Below are 22,682 nucleotides of genomic sequence, written 5' to 3'. Positions count from 1 at the left end.
TAAATATAAAGATTTAAATATAAAGATTTTAGGAGGGAATTATAGATGGCTAATAAAAAAGTAGTTAGCGTTTTATCAACAGCTGCTATAGGAACATTAATCGCTTCAGCAGTTGGAACAACTGCATTAGCAAAGGTTGATGGATTAGTAGTTAAAAATGCAGAAGGAACTTATTTAAATTATGATTTAACAGAATTACAAGAATCAGCAGTAGAAAATTACTTAGGAAACGAAAAAGGTGCAGTTCTATATAAGAGCTTTGATGCAGCTAGAGCTACTTTAGTTTCTTATCACGATGATAAAACTGGATTTATCGATGCTAATGCTATAGCAGAAGCAGCTAAAGATGCAATCTTAGGCGGAGAAGAATTCGATGTAAATAAATTTACAGAAGCTTCTAAAGAAACAGCTCTTCCAGGAACAGTTTACAAAGCAGTAGTTAAGGATGGAGTAGTTGTTAAGGGTGACGAAGTTAAACCTAACGGTGATAATGATGAAGATGAGGATTTAAAGGTTGTTTCAGTTGAATCTATAAATGCTGCTCAAGTTAAAGTTACATTTAATAAAGCTTTAGATGGGGATGCTAAAGATGAAGCTGAAGATTTAGATAACTATACTCTATACAATGAAGATGATGATGAAGTAGAAGATGTATTCAAGTCAGTTGATGTAGAAGAAGGTTCAAATGAAGCTATATTAACAGTAGATTTTAGCAAAATTGGTGATGATGATGATGAATATCAAAACCAAGCTACTTATAAATTAGTTCTTGATGAAAACATCACTGGAACAGAAATAAGCAAAGAATTTAAAGTTTCTGACTTTGAAATTCCAGAAGTTACATCTGCAGAAGTTGTTGGTATTAGAACAATAAAAGTACATTTAAGTGAACCAATAGTATCTAAAAATAGAACACCACAAAATATATACGAAGATTTAGAAGATGCTTTTGAAGTTAATGAGGGAGGATATTCAATAGAAAAAGTTGAACCTATCAACAATGGTAAAGAATTAAATATCGTTCTTTATAGCAAATTAAAAGATGGAGAAAAGCTAACTCTTAATGTTAAATCAGAAGCAGAAGATTATGCTGGATATTCATTAAAGAAAGCTAAATTAGACTTAAAAGCTGACTTTAACACAGAAGATTTAGCTATTGTAGGCTATAAGAAGGCAAAAGACCAAGAAATAACTTTAGTATTTAATAAAGATATTAAATTTGCTGATCATAAAGATGATACTATGATTGCAAATGCTAAAGTAGATAAGATTAGCGAAAAATATCCTGAAAGTAAAGGATATACTTATGTAAGTGATGATGACTTCTTTGAATCATTCTATCATACTACAAGCAAAAATGCTGCAGAAGCAGTAGTTATTGATGGAAATGAACTTACTTTATATTTCGATTCTGATCATTCACTTCCAGAAACAGCTTATGTTTTTGTAGATGCTGATGTTTTAGAAGACTTATGGGAAAAAGAAAATGATGGCTTAAATATAAAAGCTAATGTATCTAAAGATAAAGATAGACCAGAAATAAAGAAAGTTGAACAAGATGATGATTCAAATAAAAAGATAATCTTAACTTTCTCTGAAGATTTAGATTTAGATTCAGCTACAGATGAAGATAATTATACAGTTAAAGATAAAGACGGAAAAGCAGTAAGAGTATCTAAAGCAAAATTAACAGATAGTGATGAAGTTACATTAGAGTTATCAAAAGATTTAGAAGACGGAGAAGAATATGAAGTAACTATAGAAGATGTTGAAGATAAAGCAGGAAATAAGATTGAAAAGGTTACTAAGAAATTCACAGCAAAAGATACTCAAGCCGTTACTAAAGATGATATAAGTGCAAAATTCTATGATGCATCAAAGAGTAGCCAAAAGATTGTTGTTGACTTTGGTACTAAGATGTTAGCAGATGGAAGCAGATATGCTATCAATAATCTTGATAACTATGATTTAACAATAGTTAAGGGTGGAAAGACTTATGAGATTAACTTATCAGATTATGATGGAGCTAGCGTAAAAGCAGTAGATAATGCTACTAAAGCTGAATTAAGACTTCCAGGAAATAAGGAGGATCTTGATGATCAATTTAATTTTACAGGTGCAACTCTTACATTAGATATAAATAAAGTTGAAGATGCTAATGGAAATAGAACTGGATTACTAAGAGATATTACAGTTAATGGATCTGCTGCTTCAATTGGATTAGATGAAGATAATGATGAGCCAGTAGCTGTAGATAGAGAAACTATTAAGATAGTATTTGATGATGAAGTTAAGTTTGACGGAGATGATGTAAAACTTAAGGAACAAGGAACTGGAAATGAGATAATACCAGCTTCTACAAAGGTTGAAAAAGCTAATGGAAAGACAACTGTAACTTATACATTAAAAGAAGCTGATCAATTATCATATGACGGAAAACATAATGGACATAAGGTTGTAGTTGTAGTTGATGGTAATAAATCAGAAAACAAATATGGTGATACATTACTTAAGGCTACTTATACAGTTAAGGATGAAATAGCTCCAGAATTAGCTAAAATTGATGATAATAATGTTGTTGTAAAGAATACTAAGATAGATGATAGAGATGACTATGATGATGCAGTAGTATTAACTAGCTTCAGTGTTACTAATCCAGACGGAGATCCTGTGACAAAGGATGGTATCGTAACAGCTACTGTTGAATTAACATTTGAAGAAGCACTAGATACGACTAACATAGAGAAAAACATTAATCTATTCAAGGTTGATGATAAGGATGTAAGAATAACTAACGTTACCACAAATGGCTCTGATAAAGTTGTATTAACACTTAGTGCAAAAGAAAGCGATTATGATGAAGCACTTGATTTCTTAGGATTAGGAATTACTACTGAAACAAATAAAGTATATGATTTGGCAGTTGATAAGGATGGTAACTCAGATGCTAACGGTGCAGTAGTTGATACTGATGTAGAATATGTACCTTTAGCTATAAGAGGAATTAAAGCTATAGAAGATCAAATTGAAGAATTAGCTAGCGAATATGTTACTGTAAATACAAATACAAATATAATAACAGCAACTGTTAAGGATGGAAAAACAGGTGCATATCTAAAGGATGTTCTTCCAATTGATAAGTTCATAAAGCTTAATGGAGCTTTAGTAACAGATGTAAATGGACAGACAACAGTTGAAGGTATTAAGAATGAAATAAGTCGTTTAGCAGGAAAAGAATCATTTAATGAAATTACTCTTGAAGATTTAGATGGTGAAAAGCTTAAAGTAACTGTTCAAAACGGTAAGGAAACAGTAACTTATGTTTTAAATCTAGTTTTACCTGCTCAACAATAAAAGTGCGAAACGTTACTCTATAAGTTATTCGTAACGAAAAGAGTGGAATTTATTTAAGAAGAAATGAGTATAGATGCTTTCATCTATACTCTCTTCTGTGAAAAAAATATAAATTCTAACTGTTTTGTAGATTTCACAGGTGAAATTCCTATGCTAAGCAATAACCTTTTAGCTTAGAGTCTAATACTCCTGCATCTATGTTATACTGCATTTATAACATAGGTGAAGCCAGGTGAAGCCGTAATAGGTGAAAGTCCTATGCGGGGTTCCTTAAAAGTTTGCTATGGTCAGGGTAACCTAATCCATGTTAATGCGTATTAAGTTTAGTTCATGCTGTTAAAATATTATTGTCTTGAGCTTGGCATGAAACAATATATTTTAAATAATATATTGGATTGAGAAAAATTCAGGTTATTAAACTCAATCTTCTTAATTCGTTAGTGGAGGCCTAAGGCATTCAAAATAAGGGATATACAAAACGGAACGTTTGATGCTCTGTATAAATAGGAAATGCAGTTCCAGTGATGTATACAGAGGCTCAGCAGGTTCATAGTAGTGATGATCTTCTGGCCGCTTGTAGCATTATGGTAACATAGTGTGAGGATAAAACAGAAGGTAGCGAAGGAACCTAGTCGGTATAATAAAGCAATTAAAAGTATTTTAGTAGAATTGAGGGAAGCATTTCTACTGATATATTAAAATATATGAACGGAAACATTTCTAAACAATTTCAATTCAATTCAATTTATTCAAATCTATAATTTTCATAACTTAATAAGTCACTTCAAATCAAGAGGCTGTCATAGAGACTTTCTATGGCAGCCTTTTCTTTTATTTTAAATTTAATAGAAAAGTAATTAATTTATTTCTTCCCAACAAAAATAAGTTAATTAGTCGCGGAATGACAATGAAAACAATAATGAAAACAATAATGACGGCAATCATGAAGATGGTAATCATGAAGATGGCAATAATGAAGATGGCAATAATGAAGATGATAATGATGAAGATGGCAATCATGAAGACGATAATAATGAAGATGATAATAATGAAGACGATAATACGCAAAACGTATATAATGCTCCAGGAACTTATGGACCAGCTTCAGGAATACAACAGGTTAGTGGAAATGTAACAGTTAATGCAGCTGGAGTAACCTTGAAAAATATGGCGATAAATGGGAGCTTAATACTTGCAGAAGGTATAGGTGAAGGTGATATAATACTTGAGAATGTTACAGTAACTGGAGACACATATGTAAGGGGTAGTGAAAATAATAGTATACATTTTAGAAATTCAACACTTGCCACTATAATAGTTAATAAAAATGATGGGCAAGTAAGAATAGTAGCTGAAGGAGATACAAAAGTTATAGAAGTTCAGTTAGAAACACCAGCAATACTTCAAATTCCAGAAGGAGCTAGAATAGAAACTCTTGTGCTAAATGCAGCAGCAAATATTCTTGGTAATGGTGCTATTAATACTGCAAGAGTGCATATTGGAGGAACAGGCTCTAATTTATCTATTAGACCTCAAAATATTGTATTAGACAGTGGTGTTAGTATATGGATCAATGGCGAAATTATTAGCGAAAATATGCCAGAAGAAACAACTACTTCTATAAAAAATGTTAAAAATCTTACACCAACAAGTGTAGATATAGAATTTAATGAATTCATAGAAGGCTTATCAATAAATGATTTTGTAATAACAGCTACTTTAAACGGAGAAGCTATTGAGTTGCAAAATTTAAGTTATGACGAAGTATCACAAACATTATCCTTTTCAAGTGTAGTAGGCGCAAGTTCATCAGGAAAGAAATTTAAAATTACTGTTTCACCAAGAGAAGGAAGTACAAAACTTAAAGGAGAAGGAAAAACTTCTAATGAAATAACTTTGGAATCAACAGGAATCAGTGGAAGAATAATTGATGATGTATCCCATTTAGGTGCTTCAGGAGTAACTATCAAATTTAGATCTGGAGTTAATAATAAGGATGGAGAAGTAGTAGCTGAAACAGTAACAGATGAAAATGGATACTATTCTGTTAGCTTGCCAGCAGGTCAATACATTGGTGAATTATCAGGTGAAGGATACGTAACGGGATATTTATATGCAGTTGTACCTACAGATTCTATTTTGACAGACAAAAATGAAATTATAATTAGAGCAGTAAGTTTGGAACAGATAAAAATAGTTCTTACTTGGAATGATAAAGTAATAAGTGATCTGGATTCATATCTTGTAGCACCATCACTAGATGGAACAAGCAAATTTTCCATTTCCCTTGCAAATAGGAAATATGAGTATAATGGAATAAAATATGCTGAGTTAGAGCAGAATGGTAGAGCGTACAATAGATATGGAATAGAAACTACAACAATCTATAGACCTATAGATGGAGAATATTACTTCTATGCTCATGAATTTGCGTCAACAACTCCATTAGGAAATTCTGCTGCAAAGGTTCAAATATTTAAAGGAAATAGTACAGTTGCAGATAATTCATTTAATGTTCCAGAAGGCAGTTCTGACGGAACAGATTGGATTGTATTTAAACTTACTGTAAGTAATCAAGGACAAAATGTAAATGTAACAGAGATTGGTAAAGTTGCTAAGATAAGATATACTACTGATGGTTCAAAAACAAATTTAAATAGCACTCTTTATACAGGTCCAATTACAGTAGATAAAGAAAACTTTAAACTTACAGCAATGGCAGCTAAATATGACGCAATTATTTGTCAATATTCAAATGTCAATATAACTACTCAGTCCATTGAAGAATTTACAAAAAGCAGAGTTCCAGAAATCTTAAATCGAATATCAGAAGATAATACTAGTATTGATATTACAGAAGAAAACCAAATTGTGACTATAACAAAAGAAAATGATGATGCTATAGGATATATTTGGGAAAATATTGATATGCCAATACACTATGAACTTAAATCTGTAACTTTAGCTGATGGATTTACTTTAAAAAATCAAAATGTTATAGAATGGATGAATAAAAAAATAGATAGGAAGATTATGGTTTATAGCGGTATGATTGATTGTTACTTTAATAGTAACTTTGATACATTAAAATCACAAGTATCAGAATTAGTTGTGTCAATAAATGGAGTGGATTATACAGTAAAATTTGCAAACTAATTGATTAAATGAGAAGGGTAACTTTTATAGTTATCCTTTTCATTTTTAACTAATGCCATTACATAGAAAATATGATATACTATACTAGTTAAGAACTATAGTCACAAATAAGTGAAAAAGCATTAAAGTGGGAGGAGAATTTTTTACAATGAATACAAAATCATTAAATAAAAAAGTATCACTTATAGTTTCGGCTTTAGTTATTTCAGCATCTCTTGCTGCCTGCGGAAAACAAAAACCGGTAGAAGTTCCAAAGGAGTCAGGCACGAAGATTGAAGATAAAGCTATGACAGAGAAGATACAAAAGGAAAGTATAGTATCTGGAAGTAAGGTATACATACAGGATAAAACTATAATAGCCACTATGGTTATAAAAAAAGAAGCTAAAAAAGAAGACATAGAAAAGGTAGCAAATCAATATGCTCAAGAATTAAAGAAAAAATATAATAATCTTCAAGGAGATTATGCTGGCATGACAATAAATGTTCAAGCAGTTCAAAGCGGCAAAAATGTAGCTAATATCCTGATTGAAAAATAAAGATAACATAAAGGGGAGTTACCATATGGCAAAGTTTATAAATAACTTTTTTAGAGGAAATAAGGCTAAAAAAGATAATGTAATTAATTTAATAGAAAAGTCCAAAAAAGCTAAAGAGCAGTCACAAAATGAAACTAAAGAAGCCTTAGAAGATAAAACAAAGCTTACAAATGCTAAGCTTTCTCTTGATCCAGTATCAGAAGCTACAGCATCAGACTTTCAGAAGGATTTAATAAAGGAAGAGATAGAAAAGTTTCCACCTCTTACTTTTGGAGGAGTAGATATTAGAACTGCTTATATATTTGATGATGGAGACAGATATGAAGCTAGTGTATATATAAGAAGTGCTTTAAGTAGGCCCATAACTTTTGAAAAAACCTTATTACATATAATAGACAAAGATAACAATATAGTAGGAAGTCAATTAATTGATTTAAGAGAAATGGGAGAAATTCCTCCAAGAAGTGTAAGGCCGTGGAAGGTTTATTTTGATAAAGCTAATGTAAAGATAGAAACATTAAAGAAAGATGAGTATAGAGTTGCCTTTGATAGTAGAACTAATGCAGAAAAGGTTATTAAAGTGGAATTTGAGAGCTTGCCAGAAAACCTTAGTTATGAGGAAAAACAAAAATATGAGAATTTTTTAAATAACCTTCCTTCAATAAAACCTGGACAAGTGAGTATCTCATCATACAGCTTAAAGAAAGATAGAGAAAACAATGTTACTTTAGTTGTACTATTTAGAAATGGTATGAATAAGGACATAAAGGTTCAAAAACTTCCTATAAGGATTTCAGACAAAGAAGGAAATAAGCTTATTGAAGCAAAATTTGACTTGGAGAATGAAGGAATAGAAATAGGATCAGCAAAAGCGAGACTCCATAGATTTATATTTCCAGCAGGAACAATTTCTCTTGAAAATGTTAATCTAAAAGAGTGTACTGTTGACTTCATGTAATAGATTTTAGATCTTCATAATGTAAAATTAAAAAACCATGCATATAAGGAAAATATGTTCCTTTATATGCATGGTTTTTATTTATATTAAATGGATATTGACTATTAGCCAAACAATGGTAAAATATAAGTTAGTTCGTATTCGAAATGTTTGAATACGAATTATATACATTATAGGATAAATTTGTTAATATATAACTTATTATATTCAATATCTTAAAGAATGGAGGGGCGAGAAAAGAAATTGCATAAAGATGGGGTTAGGATAGCCAGACTCTTAGCATCAGTAAATAAAACAATACACAAAAATATGGGAGGTATGCTTAATGACTTTGGATTTACGGTACCCCAAATGATGGTCATTGGAACGCTATTATCCCAAGATAAAAAAATGAAGATATCAGAACTAAGCAAAGCAATGCAGCTTTCAAACAGTACCATGTCAGCTATGCTTAATGGTCTTGAAAAAAGAAAGGTTATAAAAAGAGAAAAATCTGATAAAGATAGAAGGGTAACTTATATAGAACTAGAGGACGAATATAAGGAAATTGCAGAGCAGATTAATAAAAAAGTAGAGGATTATTTAGAGAGCATAATAAAAAAGGCGTCATATGAGAAAGTTCAATTAATAATTAATGGACTTGAAAATATGCAAGAACTTTTAGATGCTCACAATGAATCAGATAATACATAAAATCATATTTGGTAAAATTATAATTTTATTCAGGGGGGAAGATTTGTGAAAAAGAGTTATTTAAGAATAATTTCAGCTTCTTTGCTTGCAGGACTGCTATTGTCAGGCTGCAAATTAAAATCAAGCAGTGACACATTGGCAGCATCTGTTCAAGAGGAATACACTCCAGTTGAAGTTGCAAAAGTTAAACTGGATACAATCTACAATTCAACTACAATTACTGGAAAGGTTGATGGAAAGAACGATGTAGGAGTATTTCCAAAGGTAGCTGCAAAGGTAACGGAACTTTCTGTTAAAGAAGGACAGCATGTTAAAGCTGGACAGACAATAGCTGTATTGGATAAGCAAGACATACAAAATAGAGTAGACCAAGCAAAGGCATCTATGGATTCAGCAGCCGTTGGGGTAGAGCAGGCTAAGGATAGTGTAAACAATGCATCTATAGCTATAAAACAAGCACAAGCTTCAGTATCTACAGCAGCTGTAGGAGTAGAACAGGCAGAGACAGCTTTAAAACAAGCAAAGGACAGCATAAAATCCGTTGAAGCCGCTTATAATGTTGCTAAAGCAAATTATGATGCTAACTATGAAAAAATTCAAAATGCAAAATTAAATTTAGAAAGAAGCAAAAAACTATATGAGCAAGGAATTATTTCAAAGGTAGAATTAGAGCAGGCAGAGCTTGCAGCTTCAGATAATTCTATTAAGGTATTAGAAGCACAATTAGCCCAGGCTAAAGAAAGCTATAATCAATCAAGTCACACAGTTAGCCAAGCTGAAGTTGGATTAAAACAAGCCCAAAAGGCATATGAACAGGCAAAGCTTGGAGTAGAACAAGCTAAAGCAGCATATAATCAGGCTAATACTGGAGTAAAGCAAGCACAAGCAGCATATAATCAGGCTAAGGTTGCTTATGATCAGGCAGTTAAAGCTCTTCAGGATGCTGTAATAACTTCTCCAGTAGAGGGTGTTGTTTATGCTGTAAACGTAGAAAAAGGAGAAATAGCATCTAATGCTCAACCTATTGTTACAATAAAATCTGTTGATAAGGTTTATGTAAAGGTAGATGTAACAGAAAAGCTTGTAACTAAACTCCAAACAGGAAGCAAAATAAATTTAAAAATACCATCTGTTTCTGATAAGAAGATTACAGGAGTTATAACATTGATAAACCCTGTAGCAAATGGACAAAACAACCTTTATAAAGTAGAAATAGAAGTAGACAATAAGGAGCATAAAATAAATTCAGGAATGTTTGCTCAGGTTGAATTTAATACTGATGAGAAGAAAAATGTAATGGTAGTAAACAGCGAAGCAGTTACTGTTGATAATGAAAAGCAAATTGTATATCTTGAGGAAAATGGTAAGGCTGTTGCAAAGGAAGTTAAAACAGGTCTTGATAATGGAGAATATGTTGAAATTAAAAGTGGACTAAAGGTTAATGATAGAGTAATAGTAAAGGGGCAGGAACTTGTTGAAAATGGAGACAAGGTAAAAGTAGTTGGGGGTGCAAAATAGATGAGAATACCCGAGTTTGCAGTTAAAAAGCCTGTAACTATACTAATGGGAGTAATTGCAATACTCCTTATTGGTATAGTTTCCATTACAGACTTATCTATAGACTTACTTCCAAACATGAATATACCCGTTGCAGTTGTATCCACAAGTTACTCAAATGTAGGCCCGGAAGAAGTTGAAAAGCTTATTACAAAGCCTATAGAGCAAGCTATTGCAACTACACCAAACATAAAAGAAGTATCATCTACAACAGTTGAAGGTAATTCCATTGTTATAGCTCAGTTCAATGATGGAACAGATATGGACTTTGCTGCATTAGACATGAGAGAAAAAGTTGACATGGTTAAAGGGTTACTTCCAGATGGTGCAGGAAGCCCTATGGTTTTAAAAATAGATCCTAACGCTCAGTCTATAATGACCATTAGTATAACAGGGAAAAAGGATTTGCAGCAACTTCAAGCCTATGTAGAGGATAACATACAGCCTGAGCTTGAAAAAATTGAAGGAGTAGCTTCAGCTGATATTAGCGGTGGGCTTGAAAGACAAGTACAAATAGCTTTAAACCAGGAAAAACTTCAAGGTTATGGATTAAGCTTAGATTACATAGGACAGATTTTAGCAGCAGAAAACTTAAATTCTCCAGGTGGTAATGTAAATAAAGGAAACAAAGAATTATTGGTAAGGACCATGGGAGAATTCACCTCATTAGAGGATATTCAAAATATTCCTATACCTCTAAAGACTGGAGGAGTAGTTTTACTTAAGGATATAGCTAATGTAACTATTAATAATAAAGATATAGAATCTATTGCTATGATTGATGGTAAAAACGGAGTTAGCATAAGCATACAGAAGCAATCTGATGCCAACACCGTAGAAGTTTCAAAAAAAGTTAATAACCAGATTGAAAAATTAAAGGTTAAATATCCAGATGTAAAAATAAATGTTTTAATAGATATGGCAGAATATATAAATAAATCTATATCTAATGTTGCAAGCAGTGCTGTATCAGGAGGTATACTTGCAGTATTAATACTTTTCCTATTCCTAGGAAATATAAAAAGTACTTTTGTAATTGGTACAGCTATACCGGTTTCAATCATATCAACCTTTGCAATTTTATACTTTGCAAATATAACTCTTAACCTTATGACATTAGGTGGACTTGCCCTTGGAGTAGGTATGCTGGTGGATAACTCTGTAGTTGTACTGGAAAACATATATAGATATATTCAAGAAGGACATGATAGAAGAGAAGCGGCCATAGAAGCTACAAAAGAAGTAGGACTATCAGTTTTAGGTTCAACTTTAACCACTGTTGTAGTTTTCCTTCCTATAGCCCTTACTAGTGGAATGGTGGGAGAAATATTTAGAGATTTTTCATTGACAATAGTATTTTCTCTTATGACTTCTCTTGTGGTGTCTTTGACATTTACACCTATGATGGCATCAAAAGTGCTTCATGAGGAAGAGATAATAAATGAAGAGGAAAAGCTTTTGCATAGAAAAGGTATATTCTGGTTAAGCGGTAAGTTTAATGCTTTATTTGGTAAAATAGAAAAGAAATATAGAAAAATTTTAGCTTGGGCAATTTTACACAGGAAAAAAACGGTTATTTTAGGTTTGGTTATATCCATTTTAAGCACAGCAACCTTAGCTACTGTTGGGGCAGAGTTTTTTCCAACAACGGACCAAGGACAAGTTTCTGTAACCGTAACCCTTCCAGATGGAGCAAGTATTGAAGAAACTGCAGAAATGGCTAAGGTTGTAGAAAAAAAAGTAGAAAAAATTCCGGAAATAGATACTATTTTCACCCAAATAGGAGGTTCTGGAATCTCAAGTATTATGGGTGGAAGTACAAATTCAGCTAACATAACTGTAAAATTAAAGTCTCTTAAAGAAAGAAAAAGAAGCGATAGTGATATAGCAGATGAGATTAGAGAAAAAACACGTGATATAGCTGGTGCAAAGATAAGCTGTGAAACATCTTCTATGTCTATGGCGGGAATGGGATCTCCTATATCCATAGAAATTAAGGGAGATGATTTAGAAACTCTTAAGAAAATAGGAGAACAGTTTAAAGCTGAAGTAGCAAAGGTGGATGGTACAAGAGAAGTTAAGACAAGTATGTCAGATGGTAAACCAGAAATCAGAATAAATTTAAATAGAGCCATAGCTTCTCAATATGGTCTTACAGCTGCTCAAATATCATCACAGATAAGCTCAACTATAAAAGGAAAAACTGTCACTACATTTAAAACTGATGGTGATGAGATAGATGTAGTTTTAAAAGGGGACGATATGTACAAGGAAAGTATTAACAATCTGCAAAACATAATGATTTCAACAAATTCAGGCAGCAGCATTCCACTAAATCTAATAGCAGATGTTAAAATAGAAAGGGGACCTATTTCTATAAACAGAGATAACCAGTCAAGACTTGTAACAGTTACAAGTGATATTTATGGAAGAGATCTTAACAGCGTAGTTAAAGACATAGAGGCAAGAATTTCAAAAATACAATTGCCAGAAGGATACAGCTATGACATGGGCGGAGAAAATGAGCAGATGGTAGAATCCTTTACTAAACTTGCAAAGGCTCTTTTGATTGCCGTAGCCCTTGTTTATATGATATTAGCATCACAGTTTGAATCTCTACTAAATCCTTTTATAATCATGTTTACAGTGCCTATGGCAATTGCAGGAGGGGCATTAGCTCTTGCCATTACAAGAAGAAATGTATCTGTAATCGCTTTTATAGGAGTTATAATCCTAGCTGGTATAGTTGTTAACAATGCTATAGTTTTAATAGACTATATAAATATCAGAAGGAGCAGAGGAGAAAGCAGAACAGAAGCCATTTTAAATTCAGGGCCAAGAAGATTAAGACCTATATTCATGACAACTTTAACTACAATATTAGGTCTTATACCAATGGCACTTGGTATAGGGGAAGGAGCAGAAATGGAGGCACCACTTGCAACAACAGTTATCGGTGGACTTTTGTATTCTACTGTTTTAACTCTAGTATATATTCCAGTTGTATACAGTTTATTTGATGACTTAAGAAGTAAATTTGCAAATAGAAAGAAAAAGAGCAAAATTGAGACTGTAAGCCAGAGCTCATAAAGGAGTGGTACCTGTGATAAACAAGAAATATCTTTCGGGAATACTAGGAGTTATAGTGGCTTCTACTATTTTCATAACCTCAGCGCTTAATACAAGTGCTGAGGTTTCAAAAGAAACTGTAGTTTTAACAAGAACTCAGGCTTTAGATATGGCCCTGGAAAATAATAATAATATTCTAAGATTAGATGCAGGCATGAATACAATGCTTAGAAATTTTAAAAAATACAAAAAATTAAGTGATGAAATCACTAAGCTTTTAGATGGCTTTGAAGATTATAAAGATGAATATGAAGAAATAAGCAGTGAAGAGTTTAAAGCAAAACAAAGGGAGATATCTGATAAACTTGAAAAGTATAATGAGCTATCTAAAAGATTAGAAGACTTAAAAAAGGAGTTAGAGGAAGTTAAAAATGGCAGCAGTGAATCAAGCGGTACTAGGACAGAAGAAGAAATTAAAGCTGATATAGATAAAGTGAATAAGGAACTTCAATCTTTAGATAAGGAATCCTTAGACAAGGAAAGCGATGAGATAAAGAAAAAATTAGCCAAGTTTGAACAACAAAAAGCATTATATGTTTCAATGGGGCTAGCATCTCCAGCAGATGGTACTCCAATAAAGCTAACTCAGGAGCAGGAATATAATAGATTTGTAAAAGCAAGAGATATTATATGGCATAACCTTCAGACTAATTTAGAAAAAATGAAGTATCAAAAAGAAGCTGTAAGTGAGAGCATTAAATATGGAGTAGAAACAGCCTACGATAATATTCTATTTGCACAGGAAGGGTTAAAAATACAAAAGCAGCTTTATGAAAAACAGCAAAAAGATTACAATAATATTTTGGCTCAGTATGAAAATGGAAGAGTGTCTGAAAATGATAAAAATATAGCAGAAAAAGAACTTGAGAAGTTAAAACTTCAGGTGGAGAATTTAACTAGGCAAATAGAAAATGGAAAGATTCAATTAAAGCAGTTACTTGGAATAGACTTAGAAAAAACAGTGGAACTTACTGAAAGCATTGATACTAATATAAATGAGCCAAAGGACTATGATGAGTACCTATCTTCAGCTCTTTTAAACAGAAATGAAATCATTGCTGCTAAGCTAGACTGCGAAGAAGCAGAAAGAACTTTTGATATAATTAAAGATTATCTTGATGAGGATGATTACGATTGGATGGATGCTGAAAGAACTCTTAATGAAGCACAGACTGCACTGTTAGAGGCTGAAAAGGAAGTAAGACAAAATATAAAAAATGCTTATTTAGACGTGACGCAGAAGAAGGCTGAAATAGATTTGGCCCATAAAAAGCTAGAAGCAGCACAAGTTCAATATAATGCTGTTAAAAAGAATTATGAGGCTGGAAGAGTAGCACTACCTATGCTTTGGAACGTAGAGATTGGGGTGAATAGTGCAAAGATGAATTATGATAATGCAGTGATAAAATATAAAACCGCCTTAAAAAAGCTGGAGGCAGCAAGCAAAATAGGTCCAGGGTACTAGAATAAAGGAGGAAATGAGTGTAAATGAAAAAGAATAAAATAGCTAAAAAAATATCCCTGTTAATAATAGCAGCCCTGGTTATTGCAGCAGGTGCTGCCACTGTATTTGGTGCTTCTAATAATGTAACTGGTACAGTAGATTTAAATGATTTAATACGTCTTACTACAAGTAACAATTCAGAGCTTAACCTATTTGAACAAAAAATTAAAGTTAAGGAAAAGTGGTATCGTGATTCATTAAAGGATAAGGACGGAGAATCGGCATACGAGGAAGACATACGTAAATATGTTACACCTTTTAGAAGAGATTTAGAGATAAAGGATTTAGAATGGCAGAGAAGTAGAAAGCAGGATGAGGTAGTATTAAATACTACTAAAATGTATTATGAGATTTTAAATAAGGATGCTATGATAGAAAATCAAAAGAAAAAGATTGAAAGATTGAAAAAGGTTTTGGAGAATAAAAAGAAGAGAATTGAAGCTGGAATTGATGCTGAATATACAATAATAGAAGATGAGGCAAATCTAAAGGAAGCTGAAGTGATACTAAAACAGCTTCAAAATGAAGAGCAAAACCTTAGAATGGAGTTAAACATAAACATTGGCAATGAAGTAACTCAAAAGCTTGATTTTAAGAAAGTAGAAATTCCATATAATGAGTACAATTTAGATGATATTAATAAAGTTATATCTACAAAACTTGAGAAGTCTTATACTATAAAGAAACTTATAGAGGAGCAAAAAATAGATATAAAAGAGAAAGATATTGTGGAAGATTATGTGGATGATGATGCAAGCGAACTTGAAAAATTAGCATCTATAGATTATGAAGCTAGAGTAGAGGAGCTGGAGGATGAACTTCTAACACTTAAATATGATATAGAAGATGAGAAAAAGAATATAGAAGCTAAAATCAGAACGGACTACAACAACATATTAAATCTGCAAAATGAAGTACTTATGAAAAAACTTACCTATGAAAATGCCAATATAAATTTAAAAGCAGAAGAAGCTAAATATAAGGCTGGCAAAAGCACTCAAATGAATGTTGATATAGCAAAGGAAAATGTAGATTCAGCTTTATATGAGTATAACACAGCAAAACTTAATTATTATATTGCTGTTGAAGAATTTAAAAACTATATTGAAAGCTATTAGAATCTGAGGTGAAAATCAAAAAAGAACCATCTAAAAAGATGGTTCTTTTTTATTTTTTGGAAAATAAGGAAAAACATATTTACAATGAACATGTGTTCGTATATAATAAAAATGTAAACAAACTTATGTTCGGAGGTGCCCATATGGAAATAGAAGAGTTAGTTAAAAAAGCGAAGTCCAAAGATGAAAAGGCAATGAATGAACTTATAAAAAGGTTTACTCCTTTAATTTTAAAGATGACAAGCAGTATTTATATAAAGGGAAGTGATAGAGAGGACTTGATTCAAATTGGATATCTCACTATAATGAAGGCTGTAGAGGGATATAAAATAGATAGCAAAATTGGTTTTACAGCATATGTATCCAATGCTATTAAAAATAATTATTACTACAGTATAAGAAAAGTTAGTAAAGAAAATTATGATACAAGCTATGAAAAACTTTTAGATGAGGGAAAAGCTTTAAAAGGGGAGGAAGCCTTAAAAGATAGTGTAGAAGAAAGAGTTATAAAAAAAGAGGAGCATGAAAATCTTAACAAGGCTCTTAACAAACTTACAAAGGAAGAAAGAGAACTTATAACTTTTGCATATAAAAGATATGGAGGGTTAAAAGAATACAGCATCATAACAGGAATAAAGTATGTAACCCTTCAAAAAAGAAAGAAAAGTATATTAAAAAAGTTAAGGAAGCTATTATAATTCTATATACTTGATTATCATCTTTATTAAGGTATATAAGTATTTTCAAAAATAAGCAATAATGATATACTAGGTATGTGATTTTAACGATAAGGAGGAAGAAAGGTGAATAATCAAAAAAAGAGAAAGCTATCAATAATCGTAATTGCTGTAGTAACAATTGCCATGATATCTTCTATATTTTTAACTCAGTTAGGCTCAATTAAACAAAGAAACACAAAAGAACAAACTAAACAAAGTGAAACTTCAAAAGAGCAATCAAAAGAACAATCAAAAGAAACAAATGCAAAAGGAGATTCTACTCAAAAGACAGCTCAAGACAAGGAATTTAGAGTGCTATGGGCTTTTGCTGATATAGACAAAGATTTTATGATACAAGCAAAGGATTCAAGTGATGGAGATACTAGTGCAGACTATATTTTTATGAAGTTTACAGATGAAGTTCTTGATGACAAAAGTGCATCTAGTGCATTGCAGGTTTCTAACTATAAGTTGGATGGACAGCCTCTTCCAAAGGGAACTGTAATTACTCCAGAAATAAAGGGATATGATGACAGTACACTAAAAGATAAGTTAACAATAAAACTTCCTAATGGATACTTAAAAGGGGTTAATGCTCCTCACACTCTTGAAATATCAAATAATATTAAATCAAAAAGGGGAAAAGCAATAAGCGGAGACTTAAAACTAAGCTTATCTTATAGCAAATCCGAAGCTAAAGCACAGGCAGAAGCAAATGGCAAAAATGGAACTGCTAATAATGCAACTGCAAATAAAGGTATGCCTAAATATACAGTTGAGATAGGTAAAAATCTGCCATATTCTACATTAGTAGCTGTTTATTTAGACACAAAAACTCCAGAAAATTATAAAGTCTCAGTTGGAAGTGATGTGCTTGAATTAAGACAGAAGAAAACAGGAGAAAAAGTTTTTATAAATGTAATAAATAAGGATTACACTCAGGATGAAGTAAACAGCCTTATAAAAATAGAAAAGGTAAAATAAGGTACATAAACATTAGCCTCTATACTTAATTAAGTATAGAGGCTAATGTTTACATTAATGTACACATAATGGTATAATAAACGATATAAACTTAAATTTGTCAATATAAGTAGTAATACATATAAAAAACATAGGAGGGAAATTTATGAAAAGATTCAACAAAAGCTTATCAGCTCTAGTTCTTGGAGTAACTCTTTCATTAGGTACAACAATAACTGCCCTTGCAGTAACTGATGCATACTTAATCAAGGATAAGTCAACAGGGATTGTGTACGAATACGACAAGACTACTCTAAATAATGCAGCTGTTAATTACACTATTTCAGGCTCTGATCCATATTATGAAGAATTTGATGGAAAGAAGAATAAATATGCTATTTATGCTTTTCACAGCAGTTCAGGAAAATATGTAGAGTTTAGTGTAGCAAGTTCTGCTCTTATAAACTATACATTAGAAGGGAAAGAATTTAACTTAGATACATTTATTGACTTATCCTCTACACCATCACTTAACATAACAGCACCAATAAAAAGTGTACAACTTGAAAATGGACAAGTTAAATACGTAGATAAGTCTAAAGGACAAACTCCAGTTGAAGAAGAGGGAGACCTTGAAGTAATAAGTATAGAATAAGATTTTTTTATATACAGGTTAAAGAATAATTCTGCAAAAAACATTTATTCTTTAAGAATATTTAAGGATAGATGTTTTTTGTATGTTTTTTCCTGTAAAGAAACTCTGAAATATGCACGAAAATAAATATACCGATAAGCATAATAGTGTTTTTGAGCAAATGTATAATAAATAGAAAAGAGGGAGTCTCATGAAAAAGAAATTTATATATACTCTTTTAACAGCATTAACTATTACATCAGTTGCTTCAATAAAAGCCTTTGCAGCAGTAGATGCATATGTTTTGAAAGATAATACAAATACATATCAGTATAATCTCAATGAGTTAAGCGATTCATTAATAAACAATACATTAGGTCAGCAAGACAAGCTTTATAAGGAATTTGAAGCACAGCTCAGCAGCGGTAAGATTTATCTTCTTCATGATAGTGAAGGCAAGTATGTGAGCTATGATGAAGTGAAAAATATTCTTATAGAAAAAACTTTAAAAGAAGAAATTTTTGATTTAAACAGTGAAGTAAAGAAAGCTAAGGAAGCTGACAAGCCAAGCTTAATGGAGAACATAAAAAAAGAAAATGGAGAAATAGTAAGAGAATTGATGGTTTTAAAAGAAGGCACTTCTTTAGATGGAAGTAAACTTTCAAAGGATAGATATAAAAGAATAGTGGTAAAAGCAAGCAGTGTAAATGTTTCGAATTTACAAATAGACGGTGATATAGTTCTTGATCCAGGTACTATGGGAAAGGTTAAATTAGAAAATGTAAAATGTAATGCTATTACTATACTATCAGGGGATAAAAAAGGAATACAGTTTAATAAAGTAGAAAATAAGAAGCTAAATATAGATGGAAAGCTTGATATAGAAATACAATATGAAAGTGATGCTCCAGGAAACAGCTCAGGGGGTGGCTCATCAAACGGTGGAAGTTCATCAAACGGCGATTCTACACAAACGAAGGAAGAAGCTGAAAGAATAGCTCTTTTAACTAAGGCTAAAACTCAATTAACTAAAGTTTATGGAGCTTTAAATAATGAAAAGGAAAAAGAAATAGTTTCAAAGATGCTTTCAAGTCTTACGGAGGCTATTAATGATAAAAATTATGATCCTTCAAAGGACGAGAAGGAATTAAGACAATTATACGGAAAATTATCAAGCAAGGAAAAGGACGAACTAAAAGAAAAAATTTTAAACAATGTAACTTTAAGTGTAATATTCATACTTGCAGATATGTATAATATAGGCTTATAATTTTTTAAATTAATCTAAATCAAGCAAATATTAACTCATAAACTATGGGAATTGTTTTACTAAGATGGTATAATGTATGTAGATTTACAGACAAACTAGAACGGAGGAAAAAAATACAATGGAAGAAGAAATAACCTTAGATCTTCGGGAGCTTTTGGGTATATTAAGAAAAAGGATGAAACTTATAATATCCGTTACTTTAATAGCAACCTTACTATCGGCAATCATAAGTTTCTTTATGATAAAGCCAACTTATGAAGCTACCCAAAGTGTATTTATTGGAAAAAACTCAGAATCTAAAAATGATAATATATCTTATGATAGCAATGATATAGCTATGTATCAAAAATTGGTTAAAACCTATGCAACCATAGCAAAAGGAACTGATATTGCGGAACAATTATCAGAAGATTTAAAATTAAACTTAACTGCAAAAGAAGTGCAAAGTATGATTGAGGTAACTCCACAGCAGGATACGCAGATTTTAGACATAAAGGTTCAAAGCAAGGATCCGAATCAAGCTAAAGATATAGCTGAGAAGCTTACAGCTTTATTTATAGAGAAATCTGCTAAAATAATACCAAACGGAAATGTTCAAATACTGGACAAGGCTAGATTGCCGGAAAAACCTGTAAAGCCTAATAAAAAATTAAATGTAGCTATTGCCTTTTTTTTAGGGCTTATGGTATCTGTGGGAGTAGTATTTGTTTTAGAATATATGGATAATACAATAAAGACTCAAGAGGACATAGAGAAGTATTTAGAAATACCTGTACTTGGAATTATACCAGATCACTTAGCAGAATAGGAGGAAATTTTTTAATGCTTATTGTAGAAAAAGAACCCAAGTCCATAGCGGCGGAGGCCTATAGGACTTTAAGAACAAATATACAATATTCATCCTTTGATAAAGACATAAAAACCATACTTGTAACAAGTTCAGGACCTTCAGAAGGCAAGTCTACAACTACAGGCAATTTAGCTTTAACCATGGCTCAGTCTGATAAAAAAGTGTTGATTGTTGACTGCGATCTTAGAAAACCTGCTGTACATAAAAAGTTTAGCATATCAAATGAAAAGGGATTATCAAATTATCTTATAGGGGAAGTGGATTTAGATGATGTTATAGTAAAGTATTCAGAAAATCTTTACTTGCTTACATCTGGGACAATCCCTCCTAACCCTGCAGAAATGCTTTCATCTAAAAAAATGAAGGAATTTTTAGATTTAATGAAAGAAAAATTTGATACGGTAATAATAGATAGTCCTCCTGTTCTAGCGGTTACAGATGCTCAAATTCTATCTACAGAAGTAGAAGGAGTTCTTCTTGTTGCAGCTTCAGGGCAGACAGAAAAGGAAGCTTTAATTAGAGCAAAAGAACTTTTGCTTAAAGTAAAAGCTAACATATTAGGAGTGATTTTAACTAGGGTACCTCAAGATAGTGGTAAAAGTTATGGATATACTTATTATTACTACTACGGCGATGGTGATGATAATCATAAAAAAAGGAGAAAGAAGAGAAAATGATAGATATTCATTGTCACATACTTCCTTGTATTGATGATGGATCCAAAGACATAGAAATGTCTCTTGAAATGTTAAAAATAGCTGAGGAGGATGGTATAAATAAAGTTATTGCCACTCCTCATTTTTATAGAGGATATTTTGAAAATGACTATAAGGAAGTATTAAAAAAGATAGAAGAATTAAATACTGTAGCTAAAGAGAAAAACATAGGAGTAGAAATATTACCCGGGCAAGAAATATTTTTAGACAATTATACTCTTCAATATTATAAAGATGGAATTGTAAAAGGACTAAACGATACAAATTACATGCTTATAGAGTTTTCACCGAATACTTTGCCAAGCAATGCCATAGACATTATATATGAGCTTAAGCTTAAAGGCATTAAGCCAATTATTGCTCATCCAGAAAGATATTCCTATGTTATTGATGATATAACATTGCTCAATAGATTTATAGAAGAAAAATGCTTTTTTCAATTAAGCTCTGGAAGCATAACTGGAATTTTCGGCAAAAAGATTCAAAAAACATCCATGCAGCTTATAAAACATGGAATATGCGATTTTGTTGCATCAGATGCTCATTCCACAAGAAGAAGGTCTCCTAAAATAAAAGAAAGTTTAGAAATACTGAAGAAAGAAAATAAACTGGTTTATGATAGAGTGATTAATAATGCTTTGGCCTTGGCAGAAAAGGAAGAGTTGCCTTATATAAATAAGAAAATTGTAGAAAGAAAAAGCATTTTTAGTATATTTAGGAGAAAAATTACTGCTAACTAAAATATAGTAAATATATTAGATTTTATTGGAACTTTTATAAATAAACTGTAAGGAAAATTGTGTTATAATATTGGTACGATATGACAAGATATAAACAAATATAAAAAAGGGGGATGAGTATGGAGGAAAAATTAGATTTTACTGAAATAAGAGAAAAGGCAACTGAGTATCAAAAAAGTCAAGCTTACTTTATTGTGAAGAGAATTATAGACTTTTTAGGAGCATTGCTTGGAATTATACTTCTATCCCCTGTGTATATAATTACTGCTATATGCATCAAACTTGATTCAAAGGGACCTATATTTTTCAAGCAAGATAGAGTAGGACAAGACGGTAAGATATTTAAAATGTATAAGTTTCGTTCCATGGTGGTAAATGCAGAAGAACTCAAAGAGAAACTTAAAGATAAAAATGAAGTATCTGGACCAATGTTTAAGATAAAAGATGATCCTAGAATAACTAGAGTGGGCAAGTTTATAAGAAAGACAAGTATAGACGAGCTACCTCAACTTTACAATGTGCTAAAGGGTGAAATGAGTTTAGTTGGACCAAGGCCAAGCCTTCCAAATGAAGTCGCTCAGTTTACACCTTATCAAAAGTTAAGATTACTCGGTAAACCAGGTCTCACTTGTTATTGGCAGGTAAGCGGAAGAAACAGCATAGGTTTTGAAGAGTGGATGGAATTAGATGTTAAGTATATAAGAGAGAGAAATATTTGGATCGATTTAAAGCTTATCTTTAAAACAGTAGGGGTGTTGTTTGGGGATGAGAATGCGGCGTGAA

18 protein-coding genes are annotated in these 22,682 nt (G+C 31.7%); all 18 read left to right on the top strand.

Features of this window, described 5'->3' with window-relative positions; genetic code table 11:
* Positions 1–45 precede the first annotated feature (45 nt).
* Positions 46–3,354 carry an Ig-like domain-containing domain gene (locus CPAL_RS00990; RefSeq protein ID WP_106023906.1) on the top strand — a complete coding sequence of 1,103 codons (3,309 nt, stop codon included), beginning with the start codon at positions 46–48 and terminating at the stop codon, positions 3,352–3,354.
* Positions 3,355–4,261: 907 nt separating this feature from the next.
* Positions 4,262–4,489, top strand: coding sequence for a hypothetical protein (locus tag CPAL_RS00985; RefSeq protein WP_106023905.1), 228 nt, complete (start codon positions 4,262–4,264; stop codon positions 4,487–4,489).
* 32 nt (positions 4,490–4,521) lie between these two features.
* On the top strand, positions 4,522–6,510 hold the full coding sequence (locus CPAL_RS00980; RefSeq protein WP_106023904.1) for a chitobiase/beta-hexosaminidase C-terminal domain-containing protein: 1,989 nt from the start codon (positions 4,522–4,524) through the stop codon (positions 6,508–6,510).
* A gap of 148 nt (positions 6,511–6,658) precedes the next feature.
* Positions 6,659–7,048 (top strand): hypothetical protein, encoded by a 390-nt coding sequence (locus CPAL_RS00975; RefSeq protein WP_106023903.1) that lies wholly within the window; start codon positions 6,659–6,661, stop codon positions 7,046–7,048.
* A 25-nt stretch (positions 7,049–7,073) separates the two neighbouring features.
* Positions 7,074–8,006, top strand: a complete 933-nt coding sequence (locus tag CPAL_RS00970; RefSeq protein ID WP_061859147.1) for an SLAP domain-containing protein — start codon at positions 7,074–7,076, stop codon at positions 8,004–8,006.
* Positions 8,007–8,249: 243 nt separating this feature from the next.
* Positions 8,250–8,699, top strand: coding sequence for a MarR family winged helix-turn-helix transcriptional regulator (locus CPAL_RS00965; protein ID WP_061859148.1), 450 nt, complete (start codon positions 8,250–8,252; stop codon positions 8,697–8,699).
* Between the two features lie 45 nt (positions 8,700–8,744).
* Positions 8,745–10,217 (top strand): efflux RND transporter periplasmic adaptor subunit, encoded by a 1,473-nt coding sequence (locus CPAL_RS00960; RefSeq protein WP_106023902.1) that lies wholly within the window; start codon positions 8,745–8,747, stop codon positions 10,215–10,217.
* Positions 10,218–13,346 (top strand): efflux RND transporter permease subunit, encoded by a 3,129-nt coding sequence (locus CPAL_RS00955; RefSeq protein ID WP_106023901.1) that lies wholly within the window; start codon positions 10,218–10,220, stop codon positions 13,344–13,346.
* Positions 13,347–13,359: 13 nt separating this feature from the next.
* Positions 13,360–14,850: a TolC family protein gene (locus CPAL_RS00950; protein ID WP_106023900.1), complete on the top strand. Its 1,491-nt coding sequence runs from the start codon at positions 13,360–13,362 to the stop codon at positions 14,848–14,850.
* 23 nt (positions 14,851–14,873) lie between these two features.
* Positions 14,874–16,007, top strand: a complete 1,134-nt coding sequence (locus CPAL_RS00945) for a TolC family protein (RefSeq protein ID WP_106023899.1) — start codon at positions 14,874–14,876, stop codon at positions 16,005–16,007.
* Between the two features lie 143 nt (positions 16,008–16,150).
* Positions 16,151–16,705, top strand: a complete 555-nt coding sequence (locus CPAL_RS00940; protein WP_061859153.1) for a sigma-70 family RNA polymerase sigma factor — start codon at positions 16,151–16,153, stop codon at positions 16,703–16,705.
* Between the two features lie 105 nt (positions 16,706–16,810).
* Positions 16,811–17,710, top strand: a complete 900-nt coding sequence (locus CPAL_RS00935) for a hypothetical protein (protein WP_061859154.1) — start codon at positions 16,811–16,813, stop codon at positions 17,708–17,710.
* A gap of 145 nt (positions 17,711–17,855) precedes the next feature.
* The gene (locus CPAL_RS00930; protein WP_106023898.1) at positions 17,856–18,344 is read left to right on the top strand and encodes a hypothetical protein; all 489 of its coding nucleotides are present in this window, start codon (positions 17,856–17,858) and stop codon (positions 18,342–18,344) included.
* Positions 18,345–18,534: 190 nt separating this feature from the next.
* Positions 18,535–19,593: a hypothetical protein gene (locus CPAL_RS00925; protein WP_106023897.1), complete on the top strand. Its 1,059-nt coding sequence runs from the start codon at positions 18,535–18,537 to the stop codon at positions 19,591–19,593.
* A gap of 118 nt (positions 19,594–19,711) precedes the next feature.
* The gene (locus CPAL_RS00920) at positions 19,712–20,401 is read left to right on the top strand and encodes a YveK family protein (protein WP_106023896.1); all 690 of its coding nucleotides are present in this window, start codon (positions 19,712–19,714) and stop codon (positions 20,399–20,401) included.
* A 14-nt stretch (positions 20,402–20,415) separates the two neighbouring features.
* Positions 20,416–21,120: a CpsD/CapB family tyrosine-protein kinase gene (locus tag CPAL_RS00915; RefSeq protein WP_106023895.1), complete on the top strand. Its 705-nt coding sequence runs from the start codon at positions 20,416–20,418 to the stop codon at positions 21,118–21,120.
* Positions 21,117–21,899 carry a tyrosine-protein phosphatase gene (locus tag CPAL_RS00910; protein ID WP_106023894.1) on the top strand — a complete coding sequence of 261 codons (783 nt, stop codon included), beginning with the start codon at positions 21,117–21,119 and terminating at the stop codon, positions 21,897–21,899. The genes CPAL_RS00915 and CPAL_RS00910 overlap by 4 nt, the downstream gene beginning before the upstream one ends.
* A gap of 119 nt (positions 21,900–22,018) precedes the next feature.
* A complete protein-coding gene (locus CPAL_RS00905) occupies positions 22,019–22,681 on the top strand; it encodes a sugar transferase (RefSeq protein WP_106023893.1) in 663 nt (220 codons plus the stop codon).
* The last annotated feature ends 1 nt before the right edge of the window (position 22,682 follow it).

It is taken from the genome of Clostridium thermopalmarium DSM 5974 (assembly GCF_002995795.1).
GTDB lineage: Bacteria > Bacillota > Clostridia > Clostridiales > Clostridiaceae > Clostridium_H > Clostridium_H thermopalmarium.
The sequence above is the reverse complement of the archived record's forward strand: the minus strand, read 5'-3'. Positions and strand labels throughout refer to the sequence as shown.